The organism is Nocardioides hwasunensis, from assembly GCF_014779665.1.
GTDB lineage: Bacteria > Actinomycetota > Actinomycetes > Propionibacteriales > Nocardioidaceae > Nocardioides > Nocardioides hwasunensis.
In genome coordinates this window covers 375,799-393,121 of sequence record NZ_JACXYY010000004.1, presented here as the reverse complement: position 1 = coordinate 393,121, position 17,323 = coordinate 375,799, and the positions used below count along the sequence as shown (strand labels likewise).

Here is a 17,323-nt window from a genome sequence, read left to right as displayed (position 1 = left end):
TAGGCCGTCCTCTCGTGCCCACTACCCCGCGGGGGCGGCGGGGGTGGGTGCCCGGTCAGCGCAGGGGCATCCGGGACGTGACCCGGGCGACGACGTCCTGGTAGCGGGCGCCGGCGAGCCGGGCGAAGTGGTGGATCAGGTGGGCGTCGAGGCCGACGAGCACGCGAGGCTTCCCCTTCAGCGCGCCGTCGAGGATGACCTGCGCGGCCCGGTCGGGAGACATCTTCGCCAGCTTCTTCTCGAAGAGCGCGTCGATCGCGCCGCCGTCGAGCCCGGCGGCCTTGCGGCCGTTGCGGCTGATGCCGGTGCGGATGCCGCCCGGGTGCACGCACGTCACGGTGACCGGGTGGCCCGCGACGAGCATCTCCTCGCGGATCGCCTCGGTGAGCCCGCGCACGGCGTACTTCGTGGCGTTGTAGGCCGACTGCCCGGGCACCGACATCAGCCCGAAGAGCGAGGAGATGTTGACCAGCGCGCCGTCGCCGCTGGCGACGAGGTGGGGCAGGAACTCCTTGGAGCCGTGGACGACACCGAGGAAGTTGACGCCGACGATCCAGTCGAGGTCGTCGTAGGTGAGGTCGGTGAAGTCGCCGGTGAGCGTCACGCCGGCGTTGTTGACGACCAGGTCCACCCGGCCGAGCTCCTCCACCACGCCGGCCGCCCAGGTCGCGACGGCCGCGCGGTCGGAGACGTCGACCACGTCGTGGCGCACCTTCGCGGCGCCGGCGTGCTCCACCAGTCGTACGGTCTCGGCGAGGCCGTCAGCGTCCCAGTCGGACAGCGCGAGGAGCGCGCCTCCCCGGGCCGCGCGGAGGGCGAGGGCACGGCCGATGCCGGAACCGGCGCCGGTGATGACGACGACCTTGTCGGTGACGCTGCCGAGACTCATGCCTCGGACTGTAACTCGGAGTTGCGTACGCCGGGCGGCTCGGGCAGGCGGACGGTGATCAGGGTGTCGCCGGGCGTGCTGCGCAGCGTCACCGAGCCGCCGTGCGCGGCGACGATCGCCTCGACCATCGAGAGCCCGAGACCGGCACCGCCCGCGCGGTTGCGCGAGACGTCCCCGCGCACGAACCGCTCGAACGCGCGTGGCGCGAGGTCGGGGGAGAAGCCCGGGCCGTCGTCGTGGACGGTGAACCCCTGCGCGGCCCCGGTGACCGTGATCGTGCTCCCGACGGGGGTGTACTTCCGACCGTTGGTCAGCAGGTTGCTCACGACCTGGTGCAGGCGCACCTCGTCGCCCGCGACGATCACCGGCGCGTCAGGGAGCGCGAGGCGCCACGAGCGCTCGGGGTCGACGACCCGCGCATCGTCGACCGCCTCGATCAGCAGGCGCGAGAGGTCGACCGGCTCGCGCACCAGCGGGCGCCCGGAGTCGAGACGGGCGAGCAGCAGCAGGTCCTCGACGAGCGCGGTCATCCGCGCCGACTCGGTCTCGACCTTGTCCAGCGCGGTGCCGGTCGCCTCGGGCCGCTTGCGCGCGAGCTCGGTGTAGCCGGCGATGGTCGCCAGCGGTGTACGCAGCTCGTGCGAGGCGTCGGCGACGAACTGGCGCACCTGCTGCTCGCTGCGGTGGCGCTGGGCGAGGGAGCTCTCGACGTGGTCGAGCATGGTGTTGAGCGCCGAGCCGACCTGGCCGATCTCGGTGCGCTCGTCGGTGAGGCGCTGTGGCACCCGCTCGGCCATCTCGATCTCGCCCGAGCCCAGGGGGAGCTCGGAGACGCGGTGGGCGGTGCCCGAGACCTCGCGCAGCGGCGCCAGCTGGCGGCGTACGACCCAGGTCCCGACGCCGGCCGCGGCGAGCACGCCGAGCAGGGTGGCCAGCAGCTCCAGGCGCACCAGCTCGGCGATGGTGGCGTCCACGCCGTTGCAGGGGAGGCCCACGACGACCAGCTCGCCCGGGCTCTGGTGGGTCACGACCCGGTAGCTCCCACCTCCGGGCAGCGTGAGGTCCTTCGGCTGGTACTCGGCGGCGGGGAGCTGCTCGGAGATGCTGCGCAGCTGTGTGGTGGACAGCTCGCTCGGGGCGCTCCAGCCGCCGTCCTCGTCGTCCTCCTTGATCACCCCCCATGCCGTGCCGCTGACGGGGATCGACGCCACGAAGGCGCCCTCCTCCTGGCGCAGGATGTCGCGCGTCGGGTCGAAGCCGGGGCCGTCGTCGCGCCCACCGGGTCCGCCCGGCTGGCGGGGCGAGTCGACGGTCTTCGTCAGCGAGTCGAGCGCGCGGGCGTCGAGCTGGGCGTCGAGGTCGCGCTTCATCGCCAGCGTGATCGCGGTGCCGATGGCCGCCGCCGTCACCGCGACCAGCAGCACCGCGACCGCCACGAGGCGGGCGGTCAGGGTGCGGGGGAGGTGGCGGGCCGACCTCACGGCGCCGGCTTCAGCACGTAGCCCGCGCCACGCATGGTGTGGATCATCGGCTCCCGGCCGGCGTCGACCTTCTTGCGGAGGTAGGAGATGTAGAGCTCGACGACGTTGGCCTGCCCACCGAAGTCGTACTGCCAGACCCGGTCGAGGATCTGCGCCTTGCTGAGGACACGGCGCGGGTTGCGCATGAGGAAGCGCAGCAGCTCGAACTCGGTGGCGGTCAGGTTGAGCGCCTCGCCCGAGCGGTGCACCTCGTGGCTGTCCTCGTCGAGGGTGAGGTCGCCAACGACCAGCAGGTTGCCCGCCTCGGCCTGGGCGGCGGTGCCGCCGCGGCGGATCAGCCCGCGCAGCCGCGCCACCACCTCCTCCAGGGAGAACGGCTTGGTGACGTAGTCGTCGCCGCCCGCCGTGAGGCCCGAGATGCGGTCCTCGACGGCGTCCTTCGCGGTGAGGAAGAGCACGGGCACGTCGCTGCCGTCGGCGCGCATCCGCCGCAGCACCTCGAGGCCGTCGAAGTCCGGCAGCATGATGTCGAGCACCACCGCGTCGGGGCGGAAGTCGCGCGCCGCCGCCACCGCGTCGGTGCCCGTGTGCGCCATCCGCAGGTCCCAGCCCTCGTAGCGCAGGGCCATCGCGAGCAGCTCGGCGATGTTGACCTCGTCGTCCACGACGAGCACCCGCACGGGCGAGCCGTCGGGTCGGGCGAGCTGCTGCATGGGCAGCATCTTGCCGTGGATTCCTGTGCGGCTCCTGTGTCGGGCCTGTCCGCCCGCCGCGCTCAGCCGGAGAGCCCTTGGTTCGACCGGGCCGCCTGGCGGACGAGGTGGGTCCTCTCGGCGACGTTGGTGGCGAGCCCGGCAGCCTCGGCATAGAGGCGCGCGGCCGTCGCGAGGTCACCGTCCTTCTCGTGGAGGTACGCCGACGCGGCCCGGTGACGTGGCAGTCCGGGGTCGACCTCGGCGAGCGCGGCGAGCCCGGCCCGGGCGCCGTCGGCCTCGCCGAGCGCGACTGCCCGGTTGAGTCGGACGACCGGGCTCCCGGTCAGCGCCAGCAGCTCGTCGTACCACGCGACGATCTGCCTCCAGTCGGTCTCGCCGGCCGTCCGGGCGTCGGCGTGGAGCGCGGCGATGGCCGCCTGCAGCTGGAGCTCACCGCGCTGCTCCTTGGCCAGTGCGGCCTGGAGGACGGCGACGCCCTCGGCGATCAGGTCGGTGTCCCAGTGCGAGCGGTCCTGCTCGGCGAGGGGGACCAGCGTCCCGTCGTCCTCGGTGCGGGCAGGGCGGCGGGCGTGGTGGAGCAGCATCAGGGCCAGCAGTCCGCTCGTCTCGGGGTCGTCGGCGAGCGTGGCGAGCTGGCGGGTCAGACGGATCGCCTCGGCGGCGAGGTCGACGTCGCCGGTGTAGCCCTCGTTGAAGACGAGGTAGAGCACCCGGCGGACGGTCGCCAGGTCACCCGGCCGGTCGAGCGCCGCCGTCGACAAGGTCCTCTTCGCCCGACTGATCCGCTGCGCCATGGTGGCCTCGGGCACGAGGTAGGCCTCGGCGACCTGTCTCGTGGTGAGGCCACCGACGGCCCGGAGGGTCAGCGCGACCGCGGACGTCGGGCTGAGCGCCGGGTGCGCGCAGAGGAAGAACACGTGCAGGGTGTCGTCGACGGCCTCGGTCAGGCCCTGCTCCGGCTCGGCGTCGACGGCGACCTCCCGCCGCGACCGCGCGGACTCGGCGCGTACGACGTCGAGGAACCGCCGCCACGCCGCCGTGACCAGCCAGGCCTTGAGGTCGCGTGGCGCGTGGCCGGCGCCGTCGCCGTCGCCGAAGGTCCGCCAGGCATCGACGAGCGCCTCCTGCACGGCGTCCTCGGCCGCCGCGAAGTCGGCTCCGCGGCGGACGAGGACACCGATGACCTGCGGCACCAGCGGCCGCAGCGTGGCCTCGTCGAACCACACCATGGCCAGGTCAGTCCCCGGTGCTGGTCGGCGAGCCGTAGAAGGGGCGCACCTCGAGCCACTCGTGGATCGGCCTGCCGTCCTTGCCGGGCGCCATCGAGAGCTCGGTGGCGAGCTCGACCGCGCGGTCCCAGCCGTCGACGTCGATGACGTACCAGCCGGCGATGAGGTCCTTGGTCTCGGCGAACGGCCCGTCGGTGACCGGCGCGGTTCCGGCGTCGTCGGCCCTGACCCAGGCGCCGTCGGGGGCGAGCGCCTGGGCGTCGACGTACTCCCCGCTGGCCTCCATCCGCTTGCCGAAGTCGTCCATGAACCTCATGTGGGCGTCGATCTCCTCGGGCGTCCACCGGTCCATCGGAACGTCGTTCACCGCGGTCGGGGCGCCGCGGTAGTGCTTGAGGAGCAGGTACTTCGGCATGTCGATCTCCTTGTGTCGTGCGGCCCATTGTGGCCGCGTCCATCCCGGGGACGGAGCCGCGCGGCGCTTCTCGACAGGGTGCGTCGAGATCTCGGCCGACGAGTCTGGGCCGGCTCAGAAGTCCCGCACAGGTCCTGCACAGCCTCGCGGCGCACTGTCCGAGGCATGACCAACGACAAGCCCCAGAGCGGCCAGCCCGCCGACGAGACCCAGCCGGTGCGTCCCGGGGGCGCGCCGCTCGAGCAGCCCGCGGCCGCCACCCCGGCCACCCCGCCCGCCGGGTCCCCCTCGCGTCCGACGGGACAGGCGGCGGACGACACGACAGTGATCTCGCCCGCGTACGCCGCCTCGACGGCCGAATCGCCTGCCAGGCGTGGCTTCCGCGAGCGGTTCCGCCGCGCCCGCAGCGCCGACGGCAGCCGCGCCTTCAGCCTCGGCGCCGTGCTCGCCTCGGCCCTCGCCGGGGTCATCGTCGGCGGCCTCGGTGTGACAGCGGTGCACGCCGTCACGCACGACGGTCCGGGCGATCGGGGCGGACCGGGCTTCAGCGACGGCCGCGGTCCGATGGGCGGACCGGGTGTCGGTCCGGGCGGCGAGCAGGGTGGCCAGCGCGGCGGTCCGGGCGGCGGTCCGGGCGGCCCCGGCCTCGGACCCGGCGGCGTACCCGGCCAGGTGCAGCCCACCACGCCGCCCGAGGACGACGGCTCGGGCTCAGGCTCGGGCTCCAGCTCCTGACGTCCCTGCGGGTGGCGGCAGATCGCGCTCCGGAGCCCCCGTCCCGGGCGATCTGCCGCCACCCGCGGAGGCGGCCGCCCGAAGGTGGCGGCACCGCGCGTGCCGTGGTCGCCCGCGACGGCGATGTGCCGCCACCGGCGACAGGCGGGGCGGGCGCGGGTAATCCGGTTGCCGTCGTGGGCGAGAATGGCGCCCGTTGTGAAGATCACCTATCCGGCCGAGCTTCCGGTCTCCGCGCGCCGCGACGACATCGCCGCGGCCATCCGCGACCACCAGGTCGTGATCGTGGCGGGGGAGACGGGCTCGGGCAAGACCACCCAGCTGCCGAAGATCTGCCTCGAGCTCGGCCGGGGCCTCGGCTCGGCCGACGGCGGCAAGCTGATCGGCCACACCCAGCCGCGCCGGATCGCCGCGCGCTCGGTCGCCGAGCGGATCGCCGAGGAGCTCGACACCGAGCTCGGTGACGTCGTCGGCTACCAGGTCCGGTTCACCGACCGCACCAGCCGCGCGAGCCGGGTCAAGCTGATGACCGACGGCATCCTGCTCGCCGAGCTGCAGCGCGACCGCGACCTGCGCAAGTACGACACGATCATCATCGACGAGGCCCACGAGCGCAGCCTCAACATCGACTTCCTGCTCGGCTACCTCAAGCGCCTGCTCCCGCGCCGCCCCGACCTCAAGGTGATCATCACCAGCGCGACGATCGACGTCGACCGCTTCGCCGAGCACTTCGACGCCCCGGTGGTCGAGGTGTCGGGGCGTACGTATCCCGTCGAGGTCCGCTACCGACCCCTGCTCGAGCTGCCGGAGGACGACGAGGAGGGCGAGCCGGTCCAGCGCGACCAGACCGAGGCCATCCTCGACGCGGTCAGGGAGCTGTCGGCCGAGGGTCCCGGAGACGTCCTGGTCTTCCTGCCCGGCGAGCGGGAGATCCGCGACACCGCCGACGCGTTCGACGCCCTCAAGAGCGACCGGTTGGAGATCGTCCCGCTCTACTCCCGCCTCAGCGCGGCCGACCAGCACAGGGTCTTCTCCAGCCACTCCTCGATCGTGCGCCGGGTGGTGCTGGCCACCAACGTCGCCGAGACGTCGTTGACCGTCCCCGGCATCCGGTACGTCGTCGACACGGGCGTCGCGCGGATCAGTCGCTACTCGGTGCGCACCAAGGTGCAGCGGCTGCCCATCGAGCCGATCAGCCAGGCCTCGGCCAACCAGCGCTCCGGTCGCTGCGGGCGGGTGTCGGAGGGCATCGCGATCCGGCTCTACTCCGAGGAGGACTTCGAGGCGCGCCCGGAGTTCACCGATCCCGAGATCCTGCGGACCAACCTGGCCAGCGTCATCCTCCAGATGGCCTCGCTCCGCCTCGGCGACATCGCGCGCTTCCCGTTCGTCGAGCCGCCCGACGGGCGCAACATCAAGGCCGGCACGGACCTCCTCGAGGAGCTCGGCGCGCTCTCCACCGCCCCCGAGCCGCAGCGTCATGAGAATTCCCGGTCCGGACCGGGACGGCCCATGACGTCCCGTCCGGGCGTCCGGCTGACCGCGGTCGGCAAGCGCCTCGCCCGCCTCCCGATCGACCCGCGGCTGGGCCGGATGATCCTCGAGGCCGAGCGCCTGGGCTGCCTGCGCGACGTGCTCGTCATCGCCGCCGCGCTCTCCATCCAGGACCCGCGCGAGCGGCCGGAGGAGCAGCGCGCCCAGGCCGACCAGCTGCACGCCCGCTTCAAGCACGAGTCCAGCGACTTCCTGACCTGGCTCAACCTCTGGCGCCACCTCAAGCAGCAGCAGAAGGAGCTCTCGTCGAGCGCCTTCCGCCGGATGTGCAAGCGCGAGCACCTCAACTACCTGCGTATCCGCGAGTGGCAGGACTACGAGTCCCAGCTCCGCACGGTCGCGAAGGAGATGAAGCTCGCGGTCGGCCACCCCTCCGACACCCCGGACGAGGACGGCATCCACCAGGCGCTGCTGTCCGGCCTGCTCAGCCACATCGGCGCTCTCGAGGAGCGGGAGAAGGTCTCGCCGGGCGCGTCCGGCGGGAAGCGGGAGCGGCGCCCGATGCGGGAGTACCTCGGCGCCCGCAACGCCCGCTTCGCGATCTTCCCCGGCAGCGTGCTCAAGGGCAGCAACCCGGGCTTCCTGATGAGTGCCGAGCTCGTCGAGACCTCGCGCCTGTGGGCCCGGCAGAACGCCGCGATCAAGCCCGAGTGGGCCGAGACCCTGGGCGCGCACCTGGTCAAGCGGACCTACTCCGAGCCGCACTGGTCCCGCAAGCGTGCTGCGGTGATGGCGCGCGAGCGCGTCACGCTGTACGGCGTCCCACTGGTCGCCGACCGGCTCGTGCAGTACGGCCGGATCGACGTGGCCCTGGCCCGGGAGCTGTTCATCCGCCACGCGCTGGTGCAGCGCGAGTGGGACTCCCGCCACCGCTTCCTCGCCGAGAACACCCGCCTCCTCGAGGAGGCCGAGGAGCTCGAGCACCGCGCCCGGCGCCGCGACATCGTCGTCGACGAGGAGACGCTCTTCGAGTTCTACGACGCCCGGGTCGGCGCGGACGTGGTCAGCGGGCAGCACTTCGACCAGTGGTGGAAGCGCGCCCGGCAGAAGCGGGCCGACCTGCTCACCTTCGACCCGGAGATGCTCACCCACGACACCGCCGGCGAGGTGCGCGCCCAGGACTTCCCGACGCAGTGGCTCTCGGAAGGTCCCGACAGCGCCGAGGCCGGGCTGACCTTCCCGATCAGCTATCACTTCGAGCCCGGCGCGAGCGACGACGGCCTCACGATCGACGTCCCCGTCGCCACCCTCAACCGCATCGAGGCCGACGACTTCTCCTGGCTCGTGCCGGGCCTGCGCGAGGAGCTGGTCACCGAGCTGATCCGCTCGCTGCCCAAGAGCCTGCGGGTCGCGATGGTCCCCGCCCCCAACACCGCGCGGGAGTTCCTCGCCGCGACGCCGCCCGGCGCCGAGCCGCTGCTCGACGCGCTCGAGCGCTTCGCCCGCAGCACGCGCAGCCTGGTGATCGACCGCGAGGCGTGGGACTGGTCCAAGGTGCCCGCGCACCTGCGTCCGACCTACCGCGTGGTCACCGAGGAGGGCGCCGAGGCCGGTCGTGGCAAGGACCTCGACGCACTCAAGGAGCCGCTGCGCCCGACCTTCCAGAAGGCGATGGCCGACGTCGCCGCCGACTCCGGGATCACCGCCACCGGTCAGACCGCGTGGGTGTTCGGCACCGTCGAGGAGTCCTTCGTCCAGCGTCGCGCCGGCCACGAGGTGCGCGGCTTCCCGGCCCTGGTCGACGAGGGGAGGACCGTCGGCCTCCAGGTGCTCGCCACCGCCGAGGAGGCCGACGCCCACCACCGGCTCGGCGTACGCCGCCTCGTGCTGCTCGCGCTCGGTGCGCCCGCGCCGGTCGACGAGGTGCTCGCCGCGGCCGGCCTCGACCAGCGGGCCAAGCTCGCCCTCGTCGGGTCGCCGTACCGCTCGGTCGGCGACCTCCTCGCCGACGTGCGCGCGGGGATCGTCGGCGAGGTCGTCGACGCCCGGCCCGCGGTCCGCGACGAGGCGGCGTACGACGACCTGGTGACGGCCGCGCGCGAGGCCGTGACCGCAGGGCTCAGCGCCGCGGTGCACGACGTGATGCGGGTGCTCGAGTCGTGGCGCACGACCGACAGGGCGATCTCCGGGCGCGCCGAGCTGGTGACGCTCCCTGCGATGACCGACATGCGTGCCCAGGTCGCCCGGCTGATGACCGAGGGCTTCGTCGGCGACGCCGGCGTGCGTCGGCTCCGTGACTATCCCCGCTACCTCGCCGCGGTCACCCACCGCCGCGAACGGCTCGACCAGCAGGTCTCCCGCGACCGTCAGCAGATGGACCAGGTCTCCGGCCTGCAGGAGGCGTGGCTGCACGCCGTCGCCGCCCTGCCCGACGGCCAGCCGATGCCGCGCCACCTGCGCGAGGCCCGGTGGCTCATCGAGGAGTACCGCGTCTCGCTCTTCGCGCAGACCCTCGGCACCGGCACGAAGGTCAGCGACCAACGCATCCGCAAGGTGATGGCGAGGACCGGCGGGTGAGCAGGCGCGCCGGGGCCGTGTCGGGACCAGGACCTAACCTGTCGTGGTGAGCGACCGCATCCACCACCGCCCGATGACTCCCGGCGCCGGATTCTTCGCCGACATCGTCGGTGGTGCCGATCCCGCCCAGGTGCGGGAGGCTGGTGACCTCGCCGCGACCGTGCTGGTGCGCGGGGCGCGCGAGTCGCAGGACCCGGCGATGGCCGAGCGGATCGTCCACCTCGCCGAGACCGAGGGCCTCGAGACGCTGGCCGAGGTGTGGTCGGGCGCGCCCGCGGACACGCTGGCGGGCAGCCTGTGGCGGCTCTTCCTCCTCCGCTCCTGGGTCCACGCCGATCCCGACCGGGTCGCCGCCGAGTACGACGCCGGCCACCGCCGCGTCGACGTGGCCCGGGTCGTCGCGGGCGTCGCGGACCCGCCCGGGCCCGACGAGCTGCGCAGCATGGTCGACGACGTGCTGCGCGGGATCGGCCGGGGAGACTTCGCCGTGACGCTCTTCCGGGCGGCGGCGTTCGCCCGGATCGTCGCTGCCGGCCGCGCCAGCCTGGAGGCCTCGCACGACGACATCTCCCGGATGCTGGCGCTCTCCGAGCAGCTCGAGGCCGCCGGACACGGCGAAATCGCGGACACGCTGGCGTGACGGACTAAAATGATCGTGAGTGCGCCGGGCTGTGGCAGCCCCGGGTCCCAAAATAAGCCGCTACGAGCGGCCACGCGCCGTGAGGCGCTCCCAGCCCGGTGCACTCGCTACCCGTCCCACGCCCGGTCGGCAGGCGTGCAGCGGATCACCTCCGGCGTCGCGGGCGAGGGCGCACATGGACCGGGCCGTTAGAGTCACGCCGTGGTTCGTCGCCCTGCCCTTCGCCTGACCCTGCGCCGCAACGCGCTCGTCGCCTGTGCCCTCATGGTCACGCTGGCCACCGCCGCCTGCACCGGTGACGCCGAGCCGGAGCCGCAGCCGACGAGGTCGCCGAGCCCGTCGGGCGAGCCGACCGAGAAGCCCCGCAAGATCGTCTTCGGCGCCTACGGCACCGATGAGGAGGTCGCGGCGTTCCAGAGCGTCGTCGACTCCTTCAACGCGACCTCGACGGCCCGCAAGGTGGTCCTCAAGTCGTGGCCCGACCACGAGGCGGCGCTCCAGGACGTCCTCGCCGGCGAGGGCCCCGATGTCTTCCTGACCTCGCGCATCGACCTCGACCAGCTGGTCGACGCCGAGGCGCTGCGACCGGTGAGCCTGCTCCTCGACGAGCGGGGCGTCGACTTCGGCGACCGGTTCTCGCGCGACGCCGTCGACGCCTTCGCGATGAACGACGACCTCCAGTGCATGGCGTACTCGATCTCGCCGATGGTCATCTACTACAACACCCAGCTCGTCGACTTCGACAAGATGGAGCGCCGCGACCTCGACGTCCCGACGCCCAACTCCAGCGGCGTGCGCGACCGCTGGACGCTGGCGCAGTTCGGCGCCGCCGCCGAGTTCGCGTCGCGTCGCGGCGACCGGCGGGGCGTCTGGATCGACCCGACGCTCCAGGGGCTGGCCCCCTTCATCTACTCGGGGGGCGGCCAGGTCTTCGACGACGACCGCGAGCCCACCTCGCTCGCCTTCTCCGACGACTCGACGCGTGAGGCGCTGAGCCAGACGCTGGCGATCCTGCGCAACGCCGCGCTGACCCCGACCAACGCCCAGCTGGCCCGTGCCACCCCGGTGCAGCTCTTCAAGCGCGGCGAGCTCGCGATGATCGCCGGCTTCCGCAACCTCGTGCCCCAGCTGCGTGCCGCGGACAACCTCGAGTTCGACGTGATGCCGATGCCGGTCATCCAGGACCGCGCCACCGTCGGCGACATCGCCGGCCTGTGCCTGTCGGCGGCCTCGCAGAACGTCGGCGACGCCGCGGACTTCATCGCCTACGCCGTCTCCGACGCCGCGATCGCCACCGTCGCCTCCACCGGCTACATCGTGCCCGCCAACACCGAGGTCGCCGCGTCGGAGGAGTTCCTCGCGCCCGAGGAGATGCCGTCGGACTCGGCGGTGTTCAACGCGAGCATCCGCTACATGGTCGTGCCGCCGTTCATCGACGACCGCCTCGCCCTCGTGGAGGCGGTCACGCCGCTGCTCGAACGCCTCGTGACCGCGCCCGGCGTGCTCGACCTCGACCTGGTCACCGAGCAGATCGACACCGCGTCGCGCGCGATCCTCGCGCCCGACGAGGAGCCCGAGGACCCCAGCGACTCGCCCAGCGACGAGCCGACGGACGAGCCGACGGACGGCGAGTCCTCGAGCGAGTAGGCCTCGCGGCTAGTCGTCGGACTCGGGGTCGGTGTCGGCGCCGAGGATCGCGCCGACCAGCGCGCCGGTGACCAGCTGGGCCTGCCAGGGCCGGGCGCCGTACGACGCCAGCTGCTCGCGCACGCCCTCGGCGAGGGCGGCCGGCTCCCGGGTCGTCGGCGGCGACCACATGAGGCGTCGCAGGAAGTCGGGGGTCAGCAGGTTCTCCACCGGCAGGTGGTGCACCTCGGCGAGGTTGAGCATCGACTCGCGCGCCGCCCGGAAGCGACGGTCGGCTGCCGGCTCCCGCTCCGCCCAGGTGCGCGGGTGCGGCGGCCCGTCACCGCGGGGCGCACGGCTGGGGAGGTCGTCCTCGGACATCTCGCGCGCCCGCTGGAGAGCGTCGACCCAGGCCGCGGAGTAGCGGCTCGCGCCGCGGCCGTGGAAGCCCTGGGTGGACAGCAGTGCGCGCCGGTCGGTCGGCATCGCCGTGGCCGCCACGACGATGGCGGAGTCGGGCAGGATCCGACCGGGCGTGACGTCGCGCTCGGCGGCGATCTCGTCGCGTGCCTCCCAGAGCGCCTTGGCCGCACCCAGCGACCGGCGTCCGCGCAGCCGGTGCACCCCGGACGTGCGACGCCACGCGTCGACGCGCACCGCAGGCTCGAAGCCGAGCAGGTGGTCGAACTCCTGGCGTGCCCACTCGGTCTTCCCGGCCTCGGCGAGCTCGCCGATCATGTGCTCGCGCAGCTCGATCAGCACCTCGACGTCGAGGGCGGCGTAGTCGAGCCACGGCGTGGGCAGCGGCCGCGTGGACCAGTCGGCGGCCGAGTGCTCCTTGCGCATCCGCTGGCCCAGGATCGTCTCGACCAGGGTGGCCAGACCGACGCGGGGATAGCCGAGCAGCCGGCCGGCGAGCTCGGTGTCGAACAGGCTGGTGGGGACGAGGCCGACCTCGCGCAGGCAGGGAAGGTCCTGGGTGGCGGCGTGGAGGATCCACTCCGAGCCCTCGAGGGCCTCCTGCAGGGGCGCCAGCGTGGTCATCGGGATCGGGTCGATGAGCCAGGTGCCGGCGCCCTCGCGGCGCAGCTGGATCAGGTAGGCGCGGTTGGAGTAGCGGTAGCCGGAGGCCCGCTCCGCGTCGATCGCCACCGGCCCGGTGGCGGCGGCCAGCGCCGCGCACGCCTCGGCCAGGCCCGCGTCGGTGTCGACGATGTCGGGCAGGCCGTCACGGAGCTCCAGCAGCGGTGCCGGTGGGGCCTCGACGCCCGGCTGGGTCGCCGCCTCGGTGCCGGGCTGCTGGGCAGGCTCGGTGTCAGGGGTCTCGGGAGTCTCGGTCATGCCTCAGGTGCCGCGCTGTCCGCGTCGGCTCGGGATGGCCGTGACCCCCTCGGGGACCGGGGGCAGGCCGACGGCGGTGCACATCAGCTCGCCCCAGGCCTCCACGTGCGGGGTCATGTCGAGCGCACCGGCCTCGTCGACGCCGGGCGTCCACGACGCGCGGATCTCGACCTGCGCGGTGCCGTCCTCGTCCGCCATCCCGCCGAAGCTCTCGGTGGTCACGCAGGTCACGGTGCCCGAGGCCGCGTGGACCTCCGCGCCGTGCGCCTCCAGAGCCTCCACCAGCCACGACCAGCCGACCGCGGCGAGCATCGGGTCGGCGCCCAGCTCGGGGTCGATCTCGGCGCGGGCGTAGGCCACGCAGCGGAAGGTGCCGTCCCAGGCGTCGTTGCCGGCCGGGTCGTGCAGGAGGATCAGCCGGCCGGTGCCGAGGTCCTCCTCGTCGACGGTGACGTCACCGCTCAACGCGGCCGACCACGGGGCGATGCGCTGTGGTGCGGGCATCTCCTCGCAGAAGACCTCCGGGCGCAGCGCAGCCCGACGCATCGACTCCACAGCCGCGCGGAACTCCGCGGGTCCAGCCGCGGCAGCGCTGCCCGGGTGGGTCTCGTGACGGGCCACCATGTGGCCAGAGTAGGCCAGCCCTCGCCATCGCCGATGTGCCGCCACGCCGCCTGACCTGCGAAGATTCGCAGGTGACCGCCGCCGTTCCCACGCCCCACCCCGGGCTCGCGCAGAGCCCCTTCCTCGCCGCGGCACGCGGGGACGAGCCGTCGCACACGCCGGTCTGGTTCATGCGGCAGGCGGGCCGCTCGCTGCCGGAGTACCTGAAGGTCCGCGAGGGCGTCGGGATGCTCGAGTCCTGCATGGACCCCGACCTGGTCACCGAGATCACGCTGCAGCCCGTACGCCGCTACGGGGTCGACGCGGCGATCTTCTTCTCCGACATCGTGCTCCCGCTCAAGGCGGTCGGGGTCGACCTCGACATCAAGCCCGGCGTGGGGCCGGTCGTCGCCTCACCGGTGCGCACGCTCGCCGACGTCGAGGCCATCCCCGACCTGGTCGACGAGCACGTCCCGTTCATCTCCCGGGCGGTGCGCCAGCTGGTCGCCGAGCTCGGCGCCACTCCGCTCATCGGCTTCGCAGGTGCTCCGTTCACCGTCGCGTCCTACCTCGTCGAGGGTGGTCCGTCGAAGGAGCACGCCCTGACCAAGGCGATGATGTTCGGCGCCCCCGACGTGTGGGACGCCCTCATGCGCAAGATCGCCGGCATCGCCTCGGCCTACCTCCGCGTCCAGGTCGAGGCCGGCGCCTCTGCCGTGCAGCTCTTCGACTCGTGGGCGGGCGCGCTCACCCCGGCCGACTACCGCGCCTCGGTGATGCCGCACTCGCAGCGCGTGCTGGCCGACGCCGGCACGCTGGGCGTGCCGCGCATCCACTTCGGGGTCGGCACCTCCAACCTCCTCGGCCTGATGGGCGAGGCCGGCGCCGACGTGGTCGGCGTCGACTGGCGTACGCCGCTGGAGCACGCGATCCCGCTCGTGGGCGACCGGGCGGTGCAGGGCAACCTCGACCCCACCCTCGTCTTCGCCCCGACCGAGGTGATGACGCAGCGCGCGGCCGAGATCATCGACGCCGGGCGCGCGGCCGCGGGCCACATCTTCAACCTCGGCCACGGCGTGATCCCCTCGACGAACCCCGATCAGCTCACGGCGCTGACCGAGTTCGTGCACGGCTACCAGCCGCGCTGATCGGCGTCACGGGCGTCACCGGGCTCAGGTCCGGGGCCGGCGCCGGGCCCGAGGCGGTCGGCGGCAGCTCCAGCGACGCGAGGTAGGTCCTGGCCTGCCGCACCAGCGCGGTCTGCAGGTCGCGCAGGGGCTCGGGCACCCGCTCGGCGTGCCGACGCAGCATCACCAGCGTCACCGTCGTCCGCTCGGCCCGGATCGGGCGGGTGGTGAGCACGCCTGCGCGCACCAGCGGGTCGGCGGCGATCGAGAAGTCGGGCAGGATCGAGATGCCCAGCCCGGCTGCGACCATCGCCTTGCCCATCTCCGCGCCGTCGGTGGCGTACGTCGTCTCCGGCAGCGTCCCGGCGAAGAGCCGGTGGGCGTAGCGGTGCATCAGGAAGCCCGGCCGCATCAAGACGTGCGGCTCGCCCCGGAGGTCGTCGACGGTGAGCCGCTCCTGCGAGGCGAGCGGGTGGTCCGCGCGCAGGCAGGCGACCGGCGTGCCCTCGAGCAGGGCGTCGGCCACCAGCGTCGGTGGCACCTCGTCGCCCGGCAGCACGTTGACCAGTCCCAGGTCGAGCGATCCCTCGGCCAGGCTCTGCTGGAGGTCGGTCTTGCGACCCGTGACGACCTCGATCGCCCCGGAGCCGTGCCGGGCGCGCAGGTCGCGCAGCGCAGGGGCCAGCAGGCTCGACGAGGCGGTGTTGGCGGTGCCGATGCGCAGGTCCCGGCGACGCGTGGACTGCTGACCGGCCGCCTCGCGCAGCCGGTCGACCGCCTCGAGCACGTCGGTCATGCTCTGCAGCAGGTCAAGGCCCTGGCGGCTGATCCGCGACCCGGTGCGCCGCCGGTCCAGCAGCGTCGTGCCGAGCTCCTTCTCCAGCTTGGTGACCGCCTCGCTCAGCGCGGGCTGGGAGATGTGCATCGCCTCGCTCGCACGGCGCAGCGAGCCGTGCTCGGTGACCGCCGCGAGGTATTCCAGTTGTTCGATCCGCACCCGTTGCTCCTGCTCTCTGGCGTGGTGGTCGGCAAAACCTGCTGCCGAGGTGTCGTGGTCGGCGACGGCGACTGCCTAAAGTCTACTAAGTAACTATACAAAACGGGAGGAATCCACCCATGACCACCCTGCGTGTCCGGCCCACCCGCAGCCGCGACGGACGACCGAGCAGCCCGACGACCGACCGCACGACCGGCGGCACCGTCACCGACTGGGACGCGGTCCTCGCCTCGATCGGCGAGGGCGCGCTCCAGCGCGAGCTCGACGGAGTCCTCCCCGTCGACGCCGTGGCGCGGCTGAAGTCCGAGGGCTTCGGCGCGCTGCGCGTGCCCACTGCCTTCGGGGGCGGCGGGTTCGACGTGGTGGCGCTGGCCGGCCTGTGGATCGATCTCGCGGCCGTCGACGCCAACCTCCCGCAGGTCTTCCGCGGTCACTTCGCGCTCGTGGAGGACCGGCTGTGGCACCACGCACGCTCGAGCGACCAGCGGGTGTGGTTCGACCGGTTCGCCGCCGGCGAGATCGCCGGCAACGCCTGGTCGGAGGTCGGCTCCGACATCGACCTGCCCCGCACCGTCCTCCGGCCGCGCGCCGACGGGTCCTGGCGCCTCGACGGCACGAAGTACTACACGACGGGCACGATCTTCGCCGAGTGGGCCGACGTGCACGCCCGGCTCGCCCTGCCGGGTCACCCCGACGAGGTCGAGGACCCCACGGCGATCGCGCTGGTCGACACGCGCGACCGCGGCGTCGCGACCACCGACGACTGGTTCGGCTTCGGCCAGAGGGGCACGGGCAGCGGCACGACGACGTTCGACAACGTCGGCGTCCCGGCCGACCACGTGCTGCCCTTCGAGGACCGCTTCCCCTACCAGACCGCCTTCTACCAGCTGAACCTCCTCGCGACGCTGACCGGCATCGCCCAGGCGGCGCTGCACGACGTCGTCGACGCCGTCCAGCGCCGGACCCGCAACTTCTCCCACGCCAACGCGCCCCGGGTCCGCGACGACGCCCAGGTGCTCGCGCGCGTCGGCGAGATCGCCGCCTCTGTCTACGCCGCCGAGGCCGCGACGCTGCGCGTGGCCGCGAGCGTCCAGGCGGTCGCCGACGCGGCGCGGGCCGGCGACGAGGAGATCGGCGAGCTCGTCGAGGCCAGCGAGATCGAGGCCTCGACGGCCCAGGTCGTGGTCTCGGAGCTGGTCCTGCGTGCCACCTCGGACATCTTCGACGCCCTCGGCGCCTCCGCCACCGCGCGGCCGCTGGCCCTGGACCGCCACTGGCGCAACGCGCGGACCGTGGCGTCGCACAACCCGCGCATCCTCAAGGCCCGCGTCGTCGGCGCCCACGCCGTCAACGGGACGCCGCCGCCGTACGCCTGGTCGATCGGCGGCACCCGCCGACGCCAGGACTGGGTGAGCGACCCCACCGAGTGACCGGTCACGCACCGGGGCGCCCG

The 17,323-nt window shown here is 73.3% G+C and carries 14 protein-coding genes; 6 read left to right on the top strand and 8 right to left on the bottom strand.

All coding sequences use genetic code 11. The features are described from left to right. Window positions 1–55 precede the first annotated feature (55 nt). The 5 genes from IEZ25_RS11760 to IEZ25_RS11740 all read right to left on the bottom strand — a co-directional run bounded on the left by IEZ25_RS11760 (window position 56) and on the right by IEZ25_RS11740 (window position 4,730). Window positions 56–889 (bottom strand): SDR family NAD(P)-dependent oxidoreductase, encoded by an 834-nt coding sequence (locus IEZ25_RS11760; RefSeq protein WP_191199605.1) that lies wholly within the window; start codon window positions 887–889, stop codon window positions 56–58. After that, window positions 886–2,370 (bottom strand): sensor histidine kinase, encoded by a 1,485-nt coding sequence (locus IEZ25_RS11755; RefSeq protein WP_318152189.1) that lies wholly within the window; start codon window positions 2,368–2,370, stop codon window positions 886–888. Before IEZ25_RS11755 ends, IEZ25_RS11760 begins: the two co-directional genes overlap by 4 nt. Beyond that, complete coding sequence (locus IEZ25_RS11750; RefSeq protein WP_191199604.1) at window positions 2,367–3,083, bottom strand: response regulator transcription factor; 717 nt, start codon at window positions 3,081–3,083, stop codon at window positions 2,367–2,369. The genes IEZ25_RS11755 and IEZ25_RS11750 overlap by 4 nt, the downstream gene beginning before the upstream one ends. 62 nt (window positions 3,084–3,145) lie before the next feature. After that, the gene (locus tag IEZ25_RS11745; RefSeq protein WP_191199603.1) at window positions 3,146–4,315 is read right to left on the bottom strand and encodes an RNA polymerase sigma factor; all 1,170 of its coding nucleotides are present in this window, start codon (window positions 4,313–4,315) and stop codon (window positions 3,146–3,148) included. Between the two features lie 7 nt (window positions 4,316–4,322). After that, window positions 4,323–4,730, bottom strand: a complete 408-nt coding sequence (locus IEZ25_RS11740) for a YciI family protein (protein WP_191199602.1) — start codon at window positions 4,728–4,730, stop codon at window positions 4,323–4,325. Between the two features lie 165 nt (window positions 4,731–4,895). Between IEZ25_RS11740 and IEZ25_RS11735 the strand changes: the two genes are divergently transcribed. The 4 genes from IEZ25_RS11735 to IEZ25_RS11720 all read left to right on the top strand — a co-directional run bounded on the left by IEZ25_RS11735 (window position 4,896) and on the right by IEZ25_RS11720 (window position 11,823). Then, window positions 4,896–5,465 carry a hypothetical protein gene (locus IEZ25_RS11735; RefSeq protein ID WP_191199601.1) on the top strand — a complete coding sequence of 190 codons (570 nt, stop codon included), beginning with the start codon at window positions 4,896–4,898 and terminating at the stop codon, window positions 5,463–5,465. Between the two features lie 186 nt (window positions 5,466–5,651). Further along, the gene (gene hrpA, locus IEZ25_RS11730; RefSeq protein ID WP_224748852.1) at window positions 5,652–9,536 is read left to right on the top strand and encodes an ATP-dependent RNA helicase HrpA; all 3,885 of its coding nucleotides are present in this window, start codon (window positions 5,652–5,654) and stop codon (window positions 9,534–9,536) included. 46 nt (window positions 9,537–9,582) lie between these two features. Further along, window positions 9,583–10,176, top strand: coding sequence for a hypothetical protein (locus IEZ25_RS11725; protein WP_318152188.1), 594 nt, complete (start codon window positions 9,583–9,585; stop codon window positions 10,174–10,176). A gap of 201 nt (window positions 10,177–10,377) precedes the next feature. Beyond that, complete coding sequence (locus IEZ25_RS11720) at window positions 10,378–11,823, top strand: ABC transporter substrate-binding protein (protein WP_191199600.1); 1,446 nt, start codon at window positions 10,378–10,380, stop codon at window positions 11,821–11,823. Between the two features lie 9 nt (window positions 11,824–11,832). Here IEZ25_RS11720 and IEZ25_RS11715 read toward each other — a convergent pair whose 3' ends face one another. Continuing rightward, on the bottom strand, window positions 11,833–13,143 hold the full coding sequence (locus IEZ25_RS11715) for an HRDC domain-containing protein (RefSeq protein ID WP_191199599.1): 1,311 nt from the start codon (window positions 13,141–13,143) through the stop codon (window positions 11,833–11,835). A 3-nt stretch (window positions 13,144–13,146) separates the two neighbouring features. Continuing rightward, window positions 13,147–13,767 carry a DUF3000 domain-containing protein gene (locus tag IEZ25_RS11710; protein WP_191199598.1) on the bottom strand — a complete coding sequence of 207 codons (621 nt, stop codon included), beginning with the start codon at window positions 13,765–13,767 and terminating at the stop codon, window positions 13,147–13,149. Window positions 13,768–13,838: 71 nt separating this feature from the next. Between IEZ25_RS11710 and hemE the strand changes: the two genes are divergently transcribed. Further along, window positions 13,839–14,894, top strand: coding sequence for a uroporphyrinogen decarboxylase (gene hemE, locus IEZ25_RS11705; protein ID WP_318152187.1), 1,056 nt, complete (start codon window positions 13,839–13,841; stop codon window positions 14,892–14,894). Here the strand turns inward: hemE and IEZ25_RS11700 are convergent. After that, window positions 14,851–15,870: a LysR family transcriptional regulator gene (locus IEZ25_RS11700; protein WP_191199596.1), complete on the bottom strand. Its 1,020-nt coding sequence runs from the start codon at window positions 15,868–15,870 to the stop codon at window positions 14,851–14,853. The two genes, hemE and IEZ25_RS11700, sit on opposite strands and share 44 nt — an antisense overlap. A 119-nt stretch (window positions 15,871–15,989) precedes the next feature. On the opposite strand from IEZ25_RS11700, the gene IEZ25_RS11695 reads away from it, so the two are divergent. Then, window positions 15,990–17,300, top strand: a complete 1,311-nt coding sequence (locus tag IEZ25_RS11695) for an acyl-CoA dehydrogenase family protein (RefSeq protein WP_191199595.1) — start codon at window positions 15,990–15,992, stop codon at window positions 17,298–17,300. Window positions 17,301–17,323 lie beyond the last annotated feature (23 nt).